Annotated in this window: 21 protein-coding genes and 1 tRNA gene; 7 read left to right on the forward strand and 15 right to left on the reverse strand. The window is 60.7% G+C overall.

All coding sequences use genetic code 11. The features are described from left to right. Window position 1: 1 nt before the first annotated feature. Window positions 2-778 (forward strand): squalene/phytoene synthase family protein, encoded by a 777-nt coding sequence (locus tag TRM7557_RS17925; RefSeq protein WP_058291571.1) that lies wholly within the window; start codon window positions 2-4, stop codon window positions 776-778. Window positions 779-814: 36 nt separating this feature from the next. On the opposite strand, the gene TRM7557_RS17930 is transcribed toward TRM7557_RS17925, so the two are convergent. Beyond that, entirely contained in the window at window positions 815-2,041 is a 1,227-nt protein-coding gene (locus tag TRM7557_RS17930) for an MFS transporter (protein WP_058291572.1), read from the reverse strand. 85 nt (window positions 2,042-2,126) lie between these two features. On the opposite strand from TRM7557_RS17930, the gene TRM7557_RS17935 reads away from it, so the two are divergent. Together TRM7557_RS17935 and TRM7557_RS17940 are read left to right on the forward strand one after the other, a co-directional pair. Next, window positions 2,127-2,762, forward strand: a complete 636-nt coding sequence (locus tag TRM7557_RS17935; RefSeq protein WP_058291573.1) for a DNA-3-methyladenine glycosylase family protein — start codon at window positions 2,127-2,129, stop codon at window positions 2,760-2,762. Then, window positions 2,759-3,424, forward strand: coding sequence for an alpha/beta hydrolase (locus tag TRM7557_RS17940; RefSeq protein WP_058291574.1), 666 nt, complete (start codon window positions 2,759-2,761; stop codon window positions 3,422-3,424). The genes TRM7557_RS17935 and TRM7557_RS17940 overlap by 4 nt, the downstream gene beginning before the upstream one ends. A gap of 15 nt (window positions 3,425-3,439) precedes the next feature. Here the strand turns inward: TRM7557_RS17940 and TRM7557_RS17945 are convergent, their stop codons facing one another. Together TRM7557_RS17945 and TRM7557_RS17950 are read right to left on the reverse strand one after the other, a co-directional pair. After that, window positions 3,440-3,862: a VOC family protein gene (locus TRM7557_RS17945; protein ID WP_058291575.1), complete on the reverse strand. Its 423-nt coding sequence runs from the start codon at window positions 3,860-3,862 to the stop codon at window positions 3,440-3,442. A gap of 9 nt (window positions 3,863-3,871) precedes the next feature. Beyond that, window positions 3,872-4,564: a pseudouridine synthase gene (locus TRM7557_RS17950; RefSeq protein WP_058291576.1), complete on the reverse strand. Its 693-nt coding sequence runs from the start codon at window positions 4,562-4,564 to the stop codon at window positions 3,872-3,874. Between the two features lie 234 nt (window positions 4,565-4,798). Between TRM7557_RS17950 and TRM7557_RS17955 the strand changes: the two genes are divergently transcribed. After that, on the forward strand, window positions 4,799-5,386 hold the full coding sequence (locus tag TRM7557_RS17955) for an HNH endonuclease (protein ID WP_058291577.1): 588 nt from the start codon (window positions 4,799-4,801) through the stop codon (window positions 5,384-5,386). Between the two features lie 66 nt (window positions 5,387-5,452). Here TRM7557_RS17955 and TRM7557_RS17960 read toward each other — a convergent pair whose 3' ends face one another. Together TRM7557_RS17960 and rocF are read right to left on the reverse strand one after the other, a co-directional pair. Beyond that, window positions 5,453-6,499 carry an ornithine cyclodeaminase gene (locus TRM7557_RS17960; protein ID WP_058291578.1) on the reverse strand — a complete coding sequence of 349 codons (1,047 nt, stop codon included), beginning with the start codon at window positions 6,497-6,499 and terminating at the stop codon, window positions 5,453-5,455. Continuing rightward, window positions 6,496-7,425: an arginase gene (rocF, locus tag TRM7557_RS17965; RefSeq protein ID WP_058291579.1), complete on the reverse strand. Its 930-nt coding sequence runs from the start codon at window positions 7,423-7,425 to the stop codon at window positions 6,496-6,498. The genes TRM7557_RS17960 and rocF overlap by 4 nt, the downstream gene beginning before the upstream one ends. Before the next feature lie 103 nt (window positions 7,426-7,528). On the opposite strand from rocF, the gene TRM7557_RS17970 reads away from it, so the two are divergent. After that, window positions 7,529-7,960, forward strand: coding sequence for an Lrp/AsnC family transcriptional regulator (locus TRM7557_RS17970; protein WP_058291580.1), 432 nt, complete (start codon window positions 7,529-7,531; stop codon window positions 7,958-7,960). A 19-nt stretch (window positions 7,961-7,979) separates the two neighbouring features. Here the strand turns inward: TRM7557_RS17970 and TRM7557_RS17975 are convergent, their stop codons facing one another. Then, window positions 7,980-8,441 carry a disulfide bond formation protein B gene (locus TRM7557_RS17975; RefSeq protein WP_058291581.1) on the reverse strand — a complete coding sequence of 154 codons (462 nt, stop codon included), beginning with the start codon at window positions 8,439-8,441 and terminating at the stop codon, window positions 7,980-7,982. 63 nt (window positions 8,442-8,504) lie between these two features. Then, the gene (locus tag TRM7557_RS17980; RefSeq protein WP_058291582.1) at window positions 8,505-9,131 is read right to left on the reverse strand and encodes an exopolysaccharide biosynthesis protein; all 627 of its coding nucleotides are present in this window, start codon (window positions 9,129-9,131) and stop codon (window positions 8,505-8,507) included. A gap of 240 nt (window positions 9,132-9,371) precedes the next feature. Between TRM7557_RS17980 and TRM7557_RS17985 the strand changes: the two genes are divergently transcribed. Then, window positions 9,372-9,457: transfer RNA gene (locus TRM7557_RS17985), tRNA-Leu, on the forward strand. 76 nt (window positions 9,458-9,533) lie between these two features. On the opposite strand, the gene TRM7557_RS17990 is transcribed toward TRM7557_RS17985, so the two are convergent. From TRM7557_RS17990 to TRM7557_RS18010, 5 genes are all read right to left on the reverse strand, one after another. Continuing rightward, entirely contained in the window at window positions 9,534-10,304 is a 771-nt protein-coding gene (locus TRM7557_RS17990) for a class I SAM-dependent methyltransferase (protein WP_058291583.1), read from the reverse strand. A 140-nt stretch (window positions 10,305-10,444) separates the two neighbouring features. Continuing rightward, entirely contained in the window at window positions 10,445-11,494 is a 1,050-nt protein-coding gene (gene ugpC / locus TRM7557_RS17995) for a sn-glycerol-3-phosphate ABC transporter ATP-binding protein UgpC (RefSeq protein ID WP_058291584.1), read from the reverse strand. Between the two features lie 12 nt (window positions 11,495-11,506). Further along, on the reverse strand, window positions 11,507-12,406 hold the full coding sequence (locus TRM7557_RS18000) for an ABC transporter permease subunit (protein WP_058291585.1): 900 nt from the start codon (window positions 12,404-12,406) through the stop codon (window positions 11,507-11,509). A gap of 11 nt (window positions 12,407-12,417) precedes the next feature. Beyond that, on the reverse strand, window positions 12,418-13,299 hold the full coding sequence (locus TRM7557_RS18005; RefSeq protein WP_058291586.1) for an ABC transporter permease subunit: 882 nt from the start codon (window positions 13,297-13,299) through the stop codon (window positions 12,418-12,420). A 124-nt stretch (window positions 13,300-13,423) separates the two neighbouring features. Then, the gene (locus TRM7557_RS18010; RefSeq protein WP_058291587.1) at window positions 13,424-14,725 is read right to left on the reverse strand and encodes an extracellular solute-binding protein; all 1,302 of its coding nucleotides are present in this window, start codon (window positions 14,723-14,725) and stop codon (window positions 13,424-13,426) included. Window positions 14,726-14,989: 264 nt separating this feature from the next. Here TRM7557_RS18010 and TRM7557_RS18015 point away from each other — a divergent pair, with 264 nt between their 5' ends. Beyond that, window positions 14,990-16,018 (forward strand): LacI family DNA-binding transcriptional regulator, encoded by a 1,029-nt coding sequence (locus TRM7557_RS18015; protein WP_058291588.1) that lies wholly within the window; start codon window positions 14,990-14,992, stop codon window positions 16,016-16,018. Here TRM7557_RS18015 and TRM7557_RS18020 read toward each other — a convergent pair whose 3' ends face one another. From TRM7557_RS18020 to TRM7557_RS18030, 3 genes are read right to left on the reverse strand one after another with little or no spacing between them, the layout of a single operon-like run. Continuing rightward, window positions 16,019-17,077: a lipocalin-like domain-containing protein gene (locus TRM7557_RS18020; RefSeq protein WP_058291589.1), complete on the reverse strand. Its 1,059-nt coding sequence runs from the start codon at window positions 17,075-17,077 to the stop codon at window positions 16,019-16,021. Next, complete coding sequence (locus TRM7557_RS18025; protein ID WP_058291590.1) at window positions 17,067-19,517, reverse strand: FtsX-like permease family protein; 2,451 nt, start codon at window positions 19,515-19,517, stop codon at window positions 17,067-17,069. Before TRM7557_RS18025 ends, TRM7557_RS18020 begins: the two co-directional genes overlap by 11 nt. After that, the gene (locus TRM7557_RS18030; RefSeq protein WP_058291591.1) at window positions 19,514-20,200 is read right to left on the reverse strand and encodes an ABC transporter ATP-binding protein; all 687 of its coding nucleotides are present in this window, start codon (window positions 20,198-20,200) and stop codon (window positions 19,514-19,516) included. The genes TRM7557_RS18025 and TRM7557_RS18030 overlap by 4 nt, the downstream gene beginning before the upstream one ends. Window position 20,201 lies beyond the last annotated feature (1 nt).

Below are 20,201 nucleotides of genomic sequence, written 5' to 3' on the forward strand. Positions count from 1 at the left end.
CGTGCAGTTTGACGACGACCTGATCGCCTGCGCCGAAGCCGTCCAGAAAGGCGATGCGGACCGGTTTCAATCCGTGATGGCCGCACCGGTTCAGGCGCGTCCGTTTCTGTTTGCGCTTTATGCCTTCAACCTCGAACTGTCGCGCGCGCCCTGGGCCAGTCAGGAAAGCATGATCGCCGAAATGCGGGTGCAGTGGTGGCGCGATGTGGGTGCGGAAATCGCAGAACAGCGTCCCGTCCGACGGCACTTTGTTGCAACGCCGCTGGGGCGTTTGCTGCCTGCGGCGGCAGCGTCGTGCATTGATGCAATGGCCGAGGCACGCCGCTGGGACATCTACCGCGACCCGCATACGGATGAAGCCGCCTTTGACGCCTATATCGACGCGACCTCTGGCGGGCTGATGTGGATGGCGGCAGCGGGTCTGGGCAGGGCTGAAGAATCCGTCGTGCGCGATTTTGCCTATGGGGCAGGGGTGGCACGCTATCTGGCGGCAATCCCCGAGCTGGAAGCCCAGCACCGCGTGCCGCTGTTGGATGGGTCACCTGATGACGTCCGCGCCCTTGCGGCCAAAGCCCGCGTCCGGCTCCGCGCGGCCCGCAGACGGCGCGCGGATATCTCGCCCGAGGCCCGCCCTGCGCTCTTTGCCGGCTGGCAGGCTGACGCCATTCTGGCGCAGGCCGAACGCGAACCACAGCGCGTGGCCGAAGGTGCATTGGGACTGAGCGAGTTTCGAAAACGCAGCAGCCTTTTGCTGCGCAGCACATTTGGACGTTGGTAAACAAAAAGGGGCCTCAGGAGGCCCCTTTTTCGTTGGTTAGGCGCGGCTTTCCTGCGGGCGCAGAACCAGCCAGATCAGGGCACCGCCCGACAGCATCAGGAAGGGCGCCATCGCCATATTGACGGCGGTCCAGCCCTCGATCGGCGACCCACCAGAACAGTTCATCAGACCTCCCGAAGCCAGCGACGCAACGGTCACGCCGCCAAAGACAAACAGGTCGTTCATCCCCTGAATACGGCCGCGTTCTTCGGGCGTGTGGGCGCTGGCCAGCATGGTTGTTGCGCCAATAAAGCCAAAGTTCCAGCCCAGCCCCAACAGGATCAGGGCGGCAAAGAAATTCGCCAGATCCACCCCCTGCAGCGCGACAGCGCCCGCAGCGCCGAGGATCAGAATGCCCGCGCCCATGATCTTTTCCACGCCAAAGCGCGCGATCAGATGGCCGGTAAAGAACGAGGGCACAAACATCGCCAACACGTGGAAGGTCACCACATCCGCCGCATTGCCTTGGGTGAAGCCGCAGCCAACCACCGCCAGCGGGGTTGAGGTCATCACCAGGTTCATCAACGCATAAGCCACCATGCCGCAGATAATCGCCACGGCAATGCGCGGGGTTCTCAGCATTTCTGTCCGGCTGCGCCCTTTGGGGGCATCCGCGCCCGGTGCCGCAGGCGCGGGGATGCGCAGGAAAGCAAACAACAGGGCGCCGACCACATTGATTACCACCACCGCCAGATAACTGCCAAAGAAGGGGATCACATAGGCATCCGTCGTGGCCTTGACCAGCTGCGGGCCAATGATCGCGCTGATAAGCCCCCCGGCCATCACATAGGAAATCGCCTTGGGCCGGAAATCTTCGGAGGCGGTGTCGGCAGCCGCAAAGCGGAAAAACCCCTGCGAACACATATAGATACCAGTGAAAAAACTGCCCAGAAGGAACACCGGGAAGGAATTTAAATATAGTCCATAAGCCCCGATAATCCCACCAAGCGCGCCGCCCATGGCGCCAATGACAAAGCCCACGGTGCGGCCCCAGCGCTGCATAATCGCGGACAGGGGCGTGGCCGACACCATAGACCCCGCCACAATCAGCGAAATCGGCAAGGTCGCCCAGCAGGGGTTCGACGCCAGCGATTGCCCGGCAAGCCCGGCAATGGTGAACAGCATCGGCATCTGCGCGCCCAGAAAGGCCTGCGCCAGAACAAGGATGGCAACATTGCGGGTGGCCGTACGATCATCGGGTGTGGGGGCGTCAACTGTGGTCATAGGCAAAGCGGTAATTGCGCCGGAGGCTTACGGCAAGCATGATGTTCGTAACCGTACAATTCGTGATGAGGCACAGCAGAACAGAATGTCCAGGATTGGCAGAATTATAGAAACCCCCGACTGCGTGGCCGAAGGGGCAGCATGGCTGGCAAACCACGAGCCCCGCTTTGCCCAAGCGCTGGCGCTGACCGGTCCTTTGCCGCTGCGCCGCAAACCCGACGGCTTTGCCGAACTTTTGAGTGCGATCGTCAGCCAGCAGGTCAGCGTTGCCTCGGCGGCCGCGATCTGGGGCCGGATGCAGGACGCAGGGCTGACCACGCCTCAGGCCATTACGGCCGCTACCGATGACGATCTGCGCGGCGCGGGCTTGAGCCGCCAAAAGATGAAATACGCCCGCGCACTGGCAGGTGAAGGCATTGATTTCAATGCCTTGCGCGACATGGCTGATGCAGAGATCATGAAGACCCTGACCAAAGTTTCAGGCATCGGCATTTGGACCGCCGAGATCTATGCGATGTTCTCTTTGGGCCGCGCCGACGTCTTTGCCCCCGGCGATCTGGCCTTGCAGGAATCGGCGCGGATCCTCTTTGATCTGCCCGAACGCCCCAAAGAACGCGCGCTGCGCCAGATGGCCGAAGACTGGAGCCCTTGGAGGTCGGTTGCAGCGCGTGCGCTCTGGGCCTATTACCGGGTGGCAAAGGACAGGGAAGGGATCCGATGACACGTGTTTTGACCGCCGGGCGCAAAGAGCCGCTCTCCGGCGATACCCGCTCTATTGTGGTGTTTCTGCATGGCTATGGCGCCAATGGCGCTGACCTGCTGGGGCTGGCCGACCCGCTGGCCGAACATCTGCCCGATACGCTTTTTGTCGCCCCCGATGCGCCCGAGGCCTGTGCCGGCGCGCCGATGGGCTATCAGTGGTTCCCGATCCCGTGGATCGATGGATCGTCAGAGGAAGAAAGCATGCGCGGCATGAACGCCGCCGTCGAAGACCTGAACGCCTTCCTCGATGCGCTGATGGTGGACGAAGATGTGCTGCCCGAACAGGTGGTTCTGTTTGGCTTCTCGCAGGGCACAATGATGAGTCTGCATGTCGCCCCGCGCCGCGAAGATCCGATTGCGGGCATTGTTGCCTTCTCGGGCCGTCTGCTGTCGCCCGACACGTTCAAGGACGACGTGGTCAGCAAAATGCCGATCCTGCTGGTGCATGGCGACCAAGACGATGTGGTGCCGCCGCAATCGCTGCCCGAGGCCGCAGAGACCCTGCAAGAGGCAGGCTTCCGCGATGTCTTTGCCCATATTATGAAGGGCACCGGCCACGGCATTGACCCCGATGGGCTGGGCGTGGCGCTGGCCTTTATGCGCGATAAGTTGAGCCTGTAAGGTTCTGTTAACGCGTTAGAAATCCCACAGCCGCGGCTCTGCGATCTCGACCGAGTTTCCCGCAGGGTCGCGGACATAAACCGATCTGGCCCCATTGGGCCAGTCGAACTCTGCTTCGATCTCAATGCCCATCGCGATCAGATGATCCCGCATGGCCATCAGGTCATCCCGTGTTTGCGAAAAACACAAATGCCCCGGACCTCGCGCCCCATGGGGCGGCACCGGCAGCGCCGGGTTGCCCGGTGGCTTCACGGTCTCATCCGCGTTGAACAGCAGCAAAACGGATGGCCCGACGCGGTAGAAGATATGCCGGTTGCCAACGCGCTGGATCTGCGAAAACCCCAAGACACCGCCATAAAAAGCCGCCGCCGCGTCAAGGTCATCGACATAAAGCGCGGCTTCTAGGACGCCGGTTGGAGAGGATGGTTTGCTATTCATCCCTCAAACTTACTTGTGGCGTGGCTTCCTGTCACCTTTTGCAGGGGCTTTGGCCGCACCATCCTGCGCGCGCGGCTTGCGCGGCGTCTTGGGGCGGCGCGGGGGTTTGTTTGACGGCTTGGGCGGACCGGGCACGCGCGGCGGCTCCAGATCATCCCATTTGCCCTGCGCCAGCCCGTCCAGGGTCCAGGAGCCGATGGCATAGCGGATCAGCCGCAGGGTCGGACAGCCCACCGCAGCCGTCATCCGGCGCACCTGTCGGTTTTTGCCTTCGGTGATTTGCAGCTCTAGCCAAGTGGTGGGGATCGCCTTGCGTTCGCGGATTGGCGGGGTGCGCGCCCAGAGCCCTTCGGGCGTGTCGATAATGCGCGCTTTGGCCGGGCGGGTCAGCCCGTCCTTCAGCTCCACCCCCTGACGCAAGGCGGTTAGGGCTGTGTCATCCGGCACCCCTTCGACCTGCACCCAATATGTCTTGGCCAGCTTGTGTTTCGGGTCCGAAATCCACGCCTGCAACCGTCCAGTGTTGGTCAATAGCATCAAACCTTCGCTGTCGCGGTCCAGACGGCCGGCCGGGTAGACGCCGGGACAGTCGATGAAATTCGAAAGCGTCGGACGCGGGTTTCCCTCCATGCTGCGGTCGGTGAACTGCGGCAGGACGTCAAAGGGTTTGTTAAATCGGATCAATCTGGGCGCGGATGTCATGACCCTGCCTTAGGGGCTGGGGCCAGTGTTGGCAATATGCAGCGCAAGCCCCCCGCGCGCGGCCCCCTTGTGGATAAATGTTACGCACTTGTCATGGAATCATCCTATCCCCACAGCATCTGGTGGCGCCTTGGGGCTTGTCAGGCGTCGACCACGATATATAGTTGTATATAAGTTGGGGCGGGTTCCCCGCTCTGACCTCACTTGAGGATAGCAGGGCGAGGAAGACGTTCCATGGACGGAGACTTTAGGACTGAATTTGTGCGCGAACCAAGCGCACTGAAACAACACCCGGCGCTGGTGCTGAACGCGGATTACCGCCCCTTGTCCTATTATCCTCTATCTCTATGGCCCTGGCAGGACGCGGTGAAAGCGGCCTGGCTGGATCGGGTGGCCATTGTGGCAGAGTATGATGAGGTTGTGCGCAGCCCCTCGACAGAGATCCGAATACCCTCTGTTGTTGTACTGAAAGACTATGTGAAACCTCAAAAGCGCGTGGCCTTCACGCGCTTTAATTTGTTTTTGCGGGATGAATTCAGCTGCCAGTACTGCGGCGCCAAGGGCGATCTGACCTTTGACCATGTGGTGCCCCGCGCGGCGGGTGGCATCACCAGCTGGGAAAACGTGGTGGCGGCCTGTTCCAAATGTAACCTGAAAAAAGGGTCCAAATCGCTGCACCGCGCAGGCATGTCGCTGCGCAAACCCCCCCGTCGGCCCGCCGCCGAAGAGCTGCGCAATATGGGCCGGAAGTTCCCGCCAAACCATCTGCACGAAAGCTGGATGGATTATCTCTATTGGGACAGCGAGCTGGACGAAATCTGAGTTTTCTGACCTGAAATCAAAGACAAAGCGCGCCCTGTTCAGGCGCGCTTTACGTCTTCTGCCCGTTTAGCCGGCCCGTTGTAGCATGCCGAACAGATCGCGCGGATCATCGGGGTCGGCAAGCATATCCAACTCTTCATAGAAGGCGGTTTCGCGGATCTGATCGCGAATATAGCGCAGCGCGCTGAAGTCCTCGATCGCAAAGCCGACGCTGTCGAACAGGGTGATCTGCTGCGCGCTGGTGCGTCCCTCGGCCGCGCCCGTCAACACCTGCCACAGTTCGGTCACCGGAAACTCCGGATCCATCTGCTGGATTTCACCTTCGATCCGGGTCTGTTCGGGAAACTCCACAAACACGTCGGCGCGGTCCAGAATGCCCTTGGCCAGTTCGGTCTTTCCGGGACAGTCGCCGCCAATGGCATTGATGTGGACCCCGCTGCCAACCATATTGTCAGTCAGGATTGTGGCCAGTTGCTTGTCCGCTGTGCAGGTGGTCAGGATCTGCGCGCCCTCAATCGCGGCTTCGGGCGTGCGGCAGGTTACCACCTCAACCCCTTGATTTTGCAAATTTCTTGCGCATTTCGTGGTGGCCTCTGGGTCGACATCAAACAGGCGCACCTGCTTCAGGCCAAGGATCGCTTTCATCGCCAGAGTCTGAAATTCGGACTGCGCGCCATTGCCGATCATGGCCATGGTGTCAGCCCCGCGAGGCGCCAAGGCCCGCGCCGCCATGGCCGAGGTCGCCGCCGTGCGCAGCGCCGTCAGCAGGGTCATTTCGGTCAGCAGCACCGGATAGCCAGTATAGACATCGGCCAGCAGCCCAAAGGCGGTGACGGTCTGCAAGCCTTCGGACGTGTTTTTGGGATGCCCGTTCACATATTTGAACCCATAGGCTTCGCCGTCCGAGGTGGGCATCAGTTCGATCACGCCGACCTCCGAATGGCTGGCGACGCGCGGGGTTTTGTCAAAGCGCTCCCAGCGTTTGAAATCCGCCTCAATATAGGCGGTCAGGTCGCGCAGCATGGTCTCGAGGCCAATGTGATGAACCAGCCGCATCATATTGTTAACACTTACAAAAGGCACCAAAGCTTTGTCGGATGGGGGCAGGGTCATGAAAAGCTCCTTGTGGGGCGGTCAAAGACGCGGCGACCCAGCGCCGAGGCACAAAGATCCACCATCAGCGACGCCGTGCGGCCGCGTTCATCGAGAAAGGGGTTCAGTTCAACCAGATCAAGCGAGGTCAAAAGCCCACTGTCATGCAGGATCTCGCAGACCAGATGCGCCTCTCGCACGGTGGCGCCGCCGGGCACGGTGGTGCCCACAGCCGGGGCCACGGCGGGATCCAGAAAATCCACATCCAGCGACACATGCAGCATGCCATTGTTGGCGGCCACGTCCTGCAAAAACGCCTGCAAGGGGCGCGCAATCCCATGTTCATCAATGTCGCGCATATCGTGACGGCGGATACGCGACGCCTCCAGTGCCACCCGCTCGGCCCCATCCACCGACCGCAGCCCGATCATGCAGATATTGTCCGCCGGAACGGGCGCTGTGACCTCGGGAAAGCCGTCGAACCCCGCATGCCCCGTGACATAGGCCACGGGCGTTCCATGCAGATTGCCGGTCTCCGTGCTGTCGAGTGTGTGAAAATCGCTATGGGCATCCAGCCACAGAACATAAAGCGGGCGGCCCTGCGATTTGGCATAATTGGCCACACCCCGCACGGTTCCCAGCGCCAGCGCATGATCGCCGCCCATAAAGACAGGCAGCCCCTGCGCCATGGCCGCCTCTGCCGCATCCGACAGCGTTTCCACCCAGGAAATCACCTCATTGCGCGCATGGATCTTGTCGCCCGCTGGCTCCTGCGGGTATGCACGCGGGGCAAGGTTGCCTAGATCGGTGACGCTGTGACCAAGACCCGCAAAGGCCTCTGCAATGCCGGCGGTGCGATAGGCATCGGGCCCCATCAAACAGCCCCGTCGTCGCTTGCCACAGTCCATCGGCACGCCAAGAAGGACCATATGTTCAGATTGGTTCATCCTGCTCTCCTAGATATTTTCTCTAGTTAGGTTCCAATTTGGGATGGAATCCAGCAGGCATTTTGGTCAATAAGAGCAGTGACTGAACATAACGGAGGCAAATATGGACCAAACGGATCAAAAGCTGATCGCAGCCCTGCGCCATGACGCACGGGCGTCGCATTCTGATCTGGCCACCAGCCTCGGGTTGTCACGGACCACCGTGCGCAGCCGGATTGAACGTCTGCAGGACCGCGGCGATATTCTGGGATTTACCGTTGTGCTGAAAGAAGACGTGCTGCGCGATCCGGTGCGCGGCATGATGACCATCGCCATCGAAGGGCGCGGCACCAATCGCATTATCCGCCAGCTCACCGGTCTGGCCGAAGTCCGCGCCGTGCATTCGACCAATGGCCGCTGGGATCTGATTATTGAACTAGGGACAGAGACGCTCGAGGATCTGGATGACGCGCTGTCCAAGATCCGCCTGTTCGAAGGGGTTGTTTCCTCGGAAACCAGCCTGTTGCTGGCCACAAAGAAAGACAGCCGCAGCTGAAGCGCTGCGGCTGTTGAAATTAACGTGTCGCGCTACGGGCGGCGGCTATCCAGATCGCAGCCAAGCCCAGCGACACCACCGCGTTCCAGCCCGCCATGGACAGGCCGAACATCTCCCACGGGATGTCATCGCAGCGCACCACTGGGGCCGACAGGATCTGGTTCAGCAGCTCATCCGCGCTGAGCCCTTCGATCGACTGCGAGGTACAGGTGGTTGGACCTTCCCAGATCCCCTGTTCAACGCCTGCGTGGAAAATCCCAATGCCTGCGGTGACCAGCAGCGCCAGCGCGCCCAGATAGGGCAGGATCGCACCGGGGATCATCAGCGCCAGAAGACCAATTCCCACAGCCGCCACATGCGGATAACGCTGCCAGTAACACATCTTACAGGGCGGCATGTCGCCAATGTACTGAAACCCCAGCGCCCCCAGCAGCAAGGCGGCAGACCCGGCTGCGGCAATGGCGGTCAAAAGCTTGCTCATGTCGTGATCCTCAAAAAGTCTTTGCGCCAACTAAAGCGCCGCGCGGCTCGATTTCAACCGCGCTCAAAGCCCGAGCCAGGCTTTGATCAGACTGGCCAGCGTGGCGCCCGCAAACAGCAGCGTGCCGATCCAGGCGGTGCCGATGACAGAGCCGGCAATCACCAGCAACCCATCGCGCTGCAACAACCCCATGGCAACAACCACAACGGCAAAGCCGGGCACAGTGTTGGTGCCGGGTAGGGGCACCAGAATCGACGCGCTGAACAGAACCAATGCCGCGCCGAGCAGACGATCGGCGGGCGGTTTGGTCAGAAAACTCAGCCGCGGCCGGCTGACGGCTTCGATCCGACGCAGCCAAGGGCCTGCGCGATCAGACAGGCCCCGAAGGCCGGTCGCGGCGACAGTCCGCGCGCCCAGGTTTTGCGGCAACCAGGGCACCCGTCGCCCGATCAGGATCTGCGCTGAAACAAACATCAACGGCAAGGCCACGATCTGCGGAATGCCGTACAGAAACGGAATGCAGCAAGGCAGCGCAAGGATCAGAAGGAACAGGCCAAAAGCCCGTTCATGCAGACGTTCGAGGATCCAATGCAACGAAACACTCTCGGCATTGGCGTCCGAAACCAGCTGCTCCAAACGATCAGAAATCGCCATATCTTCATGTGTTTCAGGGGATGTGGTCGCGGTCATTCTGTGGTTTCCTTGCCCAACTGCGATGTGGTTTTGCCTGTCTTCGGGTATCAAGTCCCGCGCCTTCGCGCCAGCGTTATAGCGGCTCGGGTGGGGGATAAGATGCGGGTGGGGCAGGCACTGACCCAGAAAATGGGCGACTTCCGGCGCAAGCGTCCTAGGGCCTTGGAAAATATCCGCAAATAAGTGCAACTTCCGCCCTTGTCCTTCCCGAAATACTTGGATAAATAACCCGAACGTGCCCAAGTGGCGGAATGGTAGACGCAGGGGATTCAAAATCCCCCGACCGCGAGGTCATGTCGGTTCGAGTCCGACCTTGGGTACCACACCGCAAATCCCGTAATTTTCAAAATGCCACCCGACCTAACCGGTAAACTGGCGTTATGCCGGTTAGCTAACCGTCTAAAGCGGCTTTTGCAGGTGCCAGACCTGTTCCATCGGGTAGGACTTGGCCCAGTCGGCCGGGATGGCGGCGCGCACACCTTCGGCCCAATCGGGGGCATAGAGTTCCTGATAGCGCTCCACTGTAAATCCAATCTGCAAAAACAGCGCCATCCAATCCGCCATGGTCAGATTGAAACAGATGCCGCTGGGTTCAAATTCCACCTCGGTCCAATCCGCGCCCCACATCCCCCGATAAGGGCGATGCAGCGTGTCATCGCAGGGCGCGCCGCTGGGGGGCGAACAGATCAGCGACAGCGGGTGATTGCCCAGAAACACCAGACGCCCACCGGGGCGCAGCAGGCGAAAGGCCTCTGCCAACCAGAGCGAAGGGCGGCACCAGATCGCTGCGCCATATTCCGAGATGGCGAAATCAAAGCTCTGATCGGGCAGGGCGGTGTCCTCGGCATTGGCCTCAAGGAACTGCACATCCGCGCCGTGTTCCTGCGCAAAACGGCGGGCCGATTTCAGCTGTTCGGCCGAGACATCAATCCCTGTGACCCGCGCCCCGCGCTTTGCCATCCAGCCCGAAACATAGCCGGTGCCGCAGCCCAGCTCGATCGCATCCAGATCGGACATGTCTTCGGGCAGCAGGCCCAGCCCGTCGTCGGCGTTGTTCCAATTGCCCCAAACCGGTTCCGGGCTGGCCCAAAGGCGCGCGCCAATCTCCGCCCAGTCGGCGGCCTCCGCATTCCAGAGATCGCGGTTGATGGTCACATAGTCCTTGGTCATCTGATGCCCCTTCCGGTGTCCGGTTTGACGCCACCATAGACCGGGACACCAAAGGGCCCGAACAAAAAAGACCCCCGCACGGACGATGCCTGTGCGGGGGTTCGATCTTGGGGGATCGTAAAGTGCGGCTGTCTTCCGATTTAAATCCGGGTGCCGCGGTCCGGATGGAAGTAGTGCACGCGATCACGCGGCAGCGTGACCGGTTGCGCGCCCAGTTCGCAGTGGGTGTCTTTGCCAACAGCGATCGAGAAGGCCTGACCGCCGAAGGTGCCGTGCAGCAGACGCTGGGCGCCCAGTTCTTCGATGATCTGCACATCAAAGACCTCAGAGCCATCGCCACCGATCTGCACGTCCTCGGGGCGGAAGCCGACGAGAACGGTTTTGGTGCCAACTTCGGGCGCTTTGAAGGCAATGGAGGTCTCTGCATCTAGGTGCAGCGCGTCGTCTTTGACCTCGGCTGTCAGAATGTTCATCGGCGGGGCGCCCATGAAGCTTGCCACAAAGGTCGACGCGGGCGCCTCGTAGATTTCCGCCGGAGAGCCGACCTGCTCAATACGACCCGCGTTCAACACGATAATGCGGTCCGCCATGGTCATGGCCTCGACCTGATCGTGGGTCACATACATAGAGGTCACGCCCAGACGACGCTGCAGGGCGCGGATTTCGATGCGCATCTGGTTGCGCAGTTTTGCGTCCAAGTTCGACAGCGGTTCGTCAAAGAGGAACAGATCGGGGTTGCGCACAATCGCACGGCCCATGGCCACACGCTGACGCTGCCCCCCAGAGAGCTGGCTGGGGCGCCGTTCGAGATAGTCTTCGAGGTTCAGAATGCGCGCGGCTTCTTTCACCTTCTCTTCGATCTCGGCCTTGGAGGCGCCACGGTTTTTCAGGCCGTAGCCCATGTTTTTTGCAACGGTCATATGCGGATAGAGCGCATAGTTCTGGAAAACCATTGCGATATTGCGGTCCGCCGGGTCCAGATCATTGACGACATTTGCGCCAATGCTGAGGTTGCCGTCGGTGATGTCCTCGAGACCCGCAACCATCCGCAGAAGTGTGGATTTGCCGCAGCCAGAGGGGCCAACCAGCACCACGAATTCGCCATCGGGGATGTCCAGAGAGCAGGGCTGCACCGCTTCAAAACCGTTTGCGTACGTCTTGCGGACCTGGTCCAGTTTTACCTGTGCCATGATTTAAATTCCTTATTTATCGGATTCCGTGAGGCCCTTAACGAACCAGTTCTGGAAGAAGATCACGATGGCCACCGGCGGTGTCATTGCGATGATTGCGAGCGACATGGCGACGCCATAGTCGGGGATGTTTGCGCCAATCCAGACCTGCATGATCTGTTTGATGCCGCGCACCAGGGTGAACATGCTTTCATCCGTGGTCATCAGCGTCGGCCAGAGATACTGGTTCCAACCGTAGACAAACATGATGATGAACATCGCCGCGATCATGGTGCGGCTGAGCGGCACAAGGATGTCGATGAAGAATTTCACCGGACCTGCACCGTCAATACGCGCCGCTTCCAAGAGCTCTTCGGGCACCGCGCGGAAGAACTGGCGGAAGTAGAAGGTGCCAGTGGCCGAGGCGATCAGCGGGATGATCAGGCCAGCGTAGGTGTTCAGCATGCCCAGGGACTGCACCACCTCGTAGGACGGCAGAATGCGCACCTCGAGCGGCAGCAGCAGGGTGGTGAAGATCATCCAAAACGCGATGGTGCCAAAGCGGAAGCGGAAGTAGACAATCGCATAGGCCGCCATCATGGCGATGACGATCTTGCCGACCGCAAAGCCAATGCCAAGGATCAGGGAGTTCATCAGCATTTTAAAGCCATCGACGGTCTGGGTGAAACCGCCTTTTTCAAACATCGCCCGGTTGTAGTTTTCAGCGAGTTGGTCGCCAAAGAACCACTGGATGCCTTCTTTGTGGATGGTCACATTGTCATAGCTTGATGTGGTCAGCGTCAGCATGACCGGCAGCAGCATGAACAGCGCGCCCGCGATCAGGATCGCATGATCGCCAACGGCGCGCCATTTGATCTTGCGAGGGCGGCGGGCTGTGGCCGTGGATGCGGAAGAGATCTGTACGTCAGTCATCTCAGAACCCCTTAGGTGTAGTGAACGCGGCGTTCCATCATGCGGAACTGCACCACGGTCAGGCCAAGGACGAGGATCATCAGGATCACGGATTGCGCAGAGGAGCCACCCAGGTCATTGCCGCGGAACCCATCGAGGAACACCTTGTAGACAAGGGTCGTCGGGTTGTTGCCGGGCTCGCCTTTGAACATGATGTCAAAGATGCCGAAGGTGTCAAACAGCGCATAGGTGATATTGATGATCAGCAGGAAGAACGCGGTCGGGGCCAAAAGCGGCAGGGTCACGGTGAAGAACCGGCTGATGCCCGACGGGTTGTCGATCAGGGCCGCCTCGCGCACGCTGCGCGGGATGGACTGAAGACCTGCGAGGAAGAAGATGAAGTTGATCGGGATCTGTTTCCAGACCGACACGATCACAATTGCGGTGGTGGTGTCGTAGTAGTTCACACCCAGTTTGAAGTCATGGCCGAAGAGCGCCATCAGATGGGTGAACGGGCCAAGGCTTTGGTCAAACAGCAAGATGCCCATCAGACCGGCCACCGGCGGGGCAATCGCATAGACCCACATCAGCAGGACACGGTAGGTTTTTGCACCTTTCAGGACCGCATCGGCCTTGATCGCCAGCAAGAGCGACAGCGACAGCGACAGGAAGGCCACAAGCGCCGTGAACCAGACGGTGAAGGTCGCCACATTGACGTATTCCGAACTGGTCACCGCATCGCGGTAGTTGTCGAGGCCCACGAAGGTAGAACCAAAGCCAAACGGATCTTCGAGAAAGAACGAAGACCGGATCGCCTCGGCGGCGGGCCAGTAGAAGAAGACGGCGATAATCGACAGCTGCGGTATCAACAACAGATACGGAAACAGCGGCCGCGAGAACTGCACTTTTTTCATGCTTATGTGTCCTTGCAGGTCAAAGAGACCAAAGTGATCGGCGTGGTGGGGAGGAACCAGGCGTTCTAAAGAGCGACGACGGGCCCCGGTGAGAGGCCCGCCATCCTAAGATTATATCACAGGATTAGCCCTGAGTTTTTGCGAAGCGCGCCAGCAGTTTGTTGGCGTCGGATTCGATGGTTTCGAAGGCTTTTTCTACAGTGGTTTCGCCGGACATGATCTTGCCGTACTCGCGGCTCATGACGTCACGGATCTGTACGTAGAAGCCCATGCGGTAACCTTTGGTCCAGTCACCACCCGGCAGGTTCAGCTGCTGGATGCCAACTTCGGCCGCCGGGGAACGCTCGTAGTAGCCGTCTTCCTTCGCCATTTCGTAAGCGGCGTTGGTGATCGGAACGTAACCGGTTTCTTTGTGCCAGAAGTACTGAACCTCGGCAGAGGACAGGAACTTGAAGAATTCGGCAGTTGCCTTGTTTTCTTCAGCAGATTTGCCGGACATCGCGAACAGCGCTGCGCCACCGATGAAGGTGTTGGTCGGCTCGGGGTTTACGCTTTCCCAGTATGGCAGGTAAGTCGCAGAGAAGGGGAAGTCGACGGTTGCGGTCAGACCACCGAAGGAGCCGGAAGACCCCAGCCACATTGCGACTTCTTTCTGCTCGAACGGCTTCTGGTTGTCGGACCAGCCGGAGCCGTAGTAACCGAACATGCCGCCATCGATCCAGTCTTTGACAGCAGAGAAGTGCGCCTTGATGCCGTCGTTGTTGATCAGGATCTTGGTTTCGCCTTCGGCGTAGCCGTTGTCATTGGTTGCGAACTGGATGTTGTGACGCGAGAAGAAGTTCTCGGTGAAGATCCAGGGCAGGTGGGACTGGGACATCGGGGTGTAGCCCGCTTCCTTCAGTGCCGGTGCGGTGACGGACTGGAACTCTTCCCATGTCTTCGGCGGGGTCACGCCTGCTTTGGCCAGCGCGTCCTCGTTGTAGTACATGATGGGGGTGGAAGAGTTGAACGGCATGCCGATCATCTTGCCTTCGGTGTCAGCATAGAAGTTGCGAACGCCGGCAATGTAGTCGTTTGCGTCAAACGCAACGCCATTGTCGATCAGCAGGTCCTGTGCCGGAACAACAGCACCTTTGGCGCTGATGATGGTTGCGGCGCCAGCGTCAAACACCTGGATGATGTCGGGCTGTTCGCCACCACGGAAGGCTGCGATACCCGCGGTCAGGGTCTCTTCGTAGTTGCCTTTGTAGACCGGGGTCAGCTTGTAGTCGTCCTGAGACGCGTTGAAGTCTTCGGCGATTTTGTTGACGGTTTCGCCCAGCTGGCCGCCCATCGCGTGCCAAAGGGTGATTTCGGTTTCTGCATAGGCAGCGCCTGCCATCAGGGCAATTGCAGCCACGGTGGTGGTGAGTTTGGCGGTGTTCATTTTCAACTCCGGTTGTCAGAGGCCCTGTTGGGCAAATTTGATTTGGCCGCGCGCAACATCTGGAATCTTCTCCTCCCATAGATGCGTCACAGTTGAGCAATGACTTGACGTCAGCTCATGACACGAGAGAGACAATCACATGAAGTTTCCACATTTGTCACGCGCTTTCTGCACACGTGTTCACATAGGGGTTTTTCATGACAGTTCTGTGTAGGTTTTATTGGAATCTTGACAAAATTGGCCCCGCTATAAAAGAGATAGGGCGTGACTGATGAAAACAATATACCCGCCAAACCGCGCCGCAGAGTGACGGCAAAGGCCGTAGCAGAACGCGCAGGTGTGTCGCGGTCCGCTGTCAGCCGTGCCTTTACCAAAGGGGCCTATCTGGACCAGGAAAAGAAGGCCCGGATCCTCGAGGTGGCAGAAGAATTAGGCTATCGTCCCAATGTCTTCGCGGCCTCTCTTCAAGCGGAGAGCACCAATATTGTTGCGGTTCTGACCGGCAATATGAAGTCCCATTTTGACACCGAATTGGTCGAAGAACTGCTGGGGCGTCTGACCGCTGAAGGCAAGTGGCCAATTGTGGTCAATGGCGAGAAGGTCGCCAATGCGTCCTCGATCGAAGGCCTGTTTGGATTTCCTGTAGATGCGATGATCCTGCGCGGTGGCAGCATGGATAAATATGTAGTCGAGTCCTGCGCCAAACTGCATATTCCGCTGATCGTTTCCGGGGTCACGGTGAAATCGGAGCGGGTGGATTCCGTGGCCTGCCGCAACGCTGACGGCACCTATGCGCTGACGCAACTGCTGCTGGAAAAGGGGCGTCGGCGGTTTGCCTGGATCGATGGTCCGACGCGGGTCGTCACCCAAGAGGCGCACCGCCGCGAACGCCGTCAGGGCGTGGAGCGCGCGCTGGCAGAGCGGGGGCTCGAGATCATCGCGACGCGCGATTCGGATTACACCTACGAAGGCGGCCTTGCCGCGGCCGAGGCGATTTTGCGCGAACAGGATGTGGATGCGCTGCTCTGTGCCAATGATGCGATGGCGGCCGGCGCCTTGTCTTATGTCCGGGAGAACCTGGGGCTGAAGGTGCCGGAAGATCTGGCGGTGACCGGCTTTGATGACATCGACATGGCGTCCTGGCCCTGCTTTAACCTGACCACCGTGCAGAACCCCAAAAGCGAGATTGTCGATCATATCATCCGTCTGCTGCATGAACGGCTGGCCAATCCCGCAAAGGCCGGAGAGGTGGTGCTGGTCGGCGCCGATCTGGTGCCGCGCGGCACTCACTGATCACTCGGACGTGTTGCGCCCGGTCATTTCCAGATAGCCGACCCCATGATGGCTGCCCGACACGCGCACGGGGCCTTCCCAATAGCTGAACGACAGGTCCATCCATGCTGCTGGGTTCAGGACCTCGACCTCCAGATCCACCGAAAATTCAGGCACCTTTACGCGCCAGAGGGCGGGAATGTCGCCCTTGTCTGTCGGGACCGTGCGGAGCGGCTCTGCGGTGAAGGCGCCATTGGCGAGCGGCGTTGCCGCGCCATCTGCGGTAATCCAGGTGCCAGAGGTGAAATCCTCTGTCGCGCCGCGTAGAACAAAGCCCATCAGCTGATCGCCGCTGTCAAAGCTGAGCGAGAACCAGTCCCAGCCCGCCTGATCCGCCGCCAGAGGTTGGCTGGACCATTCGCGATCCAGCCAGGCGGTGCCGGTGACGGTCACCGGGCCTTCGGGCAGTCTGAGCGTGCCTGCGACCTCGTATTTCGGCTGCGAGTAGTAGTGACTGGCCTGACCGGCGCTGGATTTGACGGAATAGCCACGATCGCCATGAAACACCAAAGGCCCCTGCGCCGTGAGGGTCAGGTCATAGGAAAATTCATCGGTTTCGGCGGCAAGATTCAATTTATCGAACCCTGCGACGGGCTCTTGGGCTGCCAGTTGCCAGCTGTCGATCCAGGCGGCAAAGGGGGCGGCCGTGACGCCTGCTTGCCCGATGCCGCCCCGCGCAAACTTTTCGGCTGCGATGTGAAAGGACTGCCCGGTCACAGCCGCGTGGGCCATCCAGATTTGCGGGCTGTTCCAGCCGCTGGCGGTTTGCGGTGCGAGAGCCGAGCGAAACAGCGTCCATTGAATCCCAAAGGGGCGGCCAGCGGCGTCCTGAAGGTTTGCCGTGATATACCACCATTCGATCCGGTAATCGGGATGGGCCCCGTGGTCGCGGGGAAAGCTCAACTCATATGTGGGTTCAGGCACCGCGAAGCCTTCGGCCTCGGATCCCAAACCGGCATAGCCCTGACCCAGTACCGGCGTGGCCAGTGCAAGAAACACCCCACAAAGCCTAGCGATCATTCCCAAAACTCCCCAGAAGTGCAGCAGGTGAGACGCGCAGCAGGCGCAGCGCCGGCAGAAGGGCGGCCAGAAGGGCCGCGACCAGACACAGCCCCCAGACTCGCAGGATCAGCAGCGGAAAGACCTCCATCGGCAGGCGCCAGCCAAAGGCTTCGAGGTTCACCACCCGCAGCAGCACCCACGCCAGCACCAGACCAAGGGGCAGAGCGGCGAGGGCGACAAGACCCGCAACCAGCGCGCTGCGGATCAGATCCAGTGCGGCCAGACGCCGACGGGACAGGCCCATTGCCCATAGGGGCGCAAGCTGGGGCAGGCGGTGGCGCCATTGGGTCAGGAAACTGGTCAACAGGGCAAAGCCCGCCACGCCTAGGGTCAGGATGTTCAGCGCCCCGGTGATGACAAAGGTTTTTTCAAACACCGACAAAGCCACCTGACGAATATCTTGCGGGCGCACCAGCCTGTCGGCGGTCAGGCCGAACTCTGCCTCCAGCTGTGGGCGCAGGGCTTGCGGATCAGGGGTCAGCACTGCGATCTGACGTGGCCAGGCCTCGGGTGCAAGGCGTTGAAACGGCGTCTCTGACAGCAGAACCTGCCCGGTTGGATTGCCGTAATCGGCAAAGACACCCGCGATCACAGGCGCAAACCCATCGCCCAAGGGCAGCAGATCGCCCGGCCCAAGGGTCAGGCGATGGGACAGCTGTTCATTGATCATCACGCCTGTGTCGTCAAACACCTGCTGCCAGCCAGCCTGCGGCGGTCCCAATGCCGCGCTCAGCGGCCAGCTTTCCGGCTGTCGGGTTCCCGGTGCCACACTGCGCAGGGTGGCAGGCAGCCCGCCAATGGTGGCCTCTGCCCGCAGGACCGGCGCCGCAACCGCCCCGTGTTCACGCAGCCAGTGCTGGATGTCACCGGCCATTGTCGCATCCGACGGGCTGACGTAAAGATCCGCCGCCAATCGCTGGTCAAGCCAGCCTTCAAACGTTGTCCGAAAGCTGGCCACCATCGTGCCAACGCCGATGTTTGTGGCCACCGCAAGGAACAGCGCCATCAGCGACAGGGACAAGCCCGGCAATTGCGACCGCAGGTCCGACAGCAGCAGAACGGCTGTGGTGCCATCGCGGATCCAATGCGTGACGCAGACTTGGGCGAAGGCAAGCGCGCGGGTTAGCACGATCGGCAGCATCAGCGCAGACCCCAGCATCACGCCGCCCAAAAGCACGTAGCCCCCCTGCAATCCGGGATCAGGGGATAGCAGAAACACCGCTGTGGCGGCACCGATCAGCGCCAGCCCAACACCTGCCAAAAGCTGCTCGGGCGCGTTGCGCATCCGCGGGGCTGTGCGCCCGAACCGGGTCAGGGCGCCGGTCGCCTGATGCAGCTTGAGAAACGCATGCAGGCTGGCAAGACCCGCCCCCAGCAGGGACATCGCAAGACCAGACAGCACCCAGGACGAGCGCAGTTGCAATCCGCCCGGCACCTCTGCCCCATATAGCCCGGCCAGCGTCAGGCTCACATCCTCCAGCAGCGCCGCCGCCACCACATAGCCAAGCGCCAAACCGAGGCCAGCAGACAGGACCGACAGAACCAGCACCTCGAGAAACAGGGCGGCAAAGACATCCCGGCGGCTGGCCCCGATCAGCCGAAGCGTGCGAATGGCGCCATTGCGCTGCTCGACTCCCAGCGCGAGGCTGCCCTGAACAATGAACAGACCCACCGCAAAGGACAGAAAGCCAAAGGCCGTAAGGTTCATATGGAAACTGTCCGTGAGCTGGCCGACGTCCCCGGTCAGCAGGGCACCGGCGGGCACCTGTTGCAGGCGAGGCGCAAGGGTCGACAAGGCCAGCGTCGGGTTGGGTGCATTTGGCGGCGGGGCGATCACCAGCAAGCGGCTGAGATGCGCCGGGGCCTTCAGCAGCTGCGCGGCAAAGGACAGATCGGCAAACAGCGTGCCGCGCGGCAGCTGGGGTGTGGCGACGACCTCCCAGTCTGGCATGGCGGCAGAAAGAGCCGGGACGGTCTCCGGATGCGCCCAGACAAGGGCAGCGCCGGTCAATGCGTCCAGCGGCGCGGCGTTCACATCTTCGGTCCCGCTGGGAAGTTCCGCGAGCAAGGGCGAGCTGAGCAGGTCAAAACCAATGACGGTCAGGCTCAGGTCGTTCGCACGCCAGCGCCCCTCCAGCACCGGTGACAGATTCCAACCGGCCCGGCGCAGGCGCACATAGGTCTCCACTGGAATCACGCCGTCCGGGGCCACCAGCCGGTCAAAGTCGCGCTGGCTGAGGCTATCGGCGGCTTCGGCATAGGCGATCCGGGCCTGACCGTTGATCGCCTGAACCGCGGACCAGAGCGCTGTCGCCAGACTGAGGCCAAGGATCATCAGCACCAGCTGCAACGGATGCAGGCGCCAGTGCGACAGCAGGGTTGTCAGGGCGATCCTCACTCTGCGACCTCGGGGCGGTCAGCGCGGGACAGCTCAGTGACGACGCCAGACTGCAAATGAAGATGGCGATCCAATTGCCCTGCGATCTGGGTGGAATGGGTGACCAACAACAGCCCGCTGCCTGCATCGCCCACCAGACCGAGCATCAGCCGCAGGACGTCCTGACTGGCCTTTTCATCCAGATTTCCGGTGGGTTCATCCGCCAGCAACAGCGGCGGGCGCAGGGCCAGCGCGCGGGCGATTGCCACCCGTTGCTGCTGCCCGCCAGAGAGTTCTTCGGGAAACCGGTCCAGAAACTCCGACAGGCCGAGGTTCTGGATCAGATGGCTGGTCCATGTGGCATCCAAGCGCTGGCCCAGTTTGGCATGAAGGTCAATGTTCTGACGCACGGACAGCGAAGGGATCAAGTTGAACTGCTGGAACACCAGGGCGACCTGCCGGCGCCGCAACTGGCTGGCGTTGCGGTCATCGAGGTCCGACAGCGACAGGTCATTGACCAGCACGCGTCCGGCATCCGCCTGGTCGAGGGCTGCCGCAAGATGCAGAAGGGTGCTCTTGCCGGATCCGCTTTCGCCGGTCAGCGCCACGGTTTCGCCCGGCGCGACAGAGAAACTGACCTCCGTCAGGACCGGCCGGGCCTGTCCGGAGTAGCGTTTGGAGACGTTTTCAAAAGAAAGCAGCATC

Source organism: Tritonibacter multivorans (assembly GCF_001458415.1).
GTDB lineage: Bacteria > Pseudomonadota > Alphaproteobacteria > Rhodobacterales > Rhodobacteraceae > Epibacterium > Epibacterium multivorans.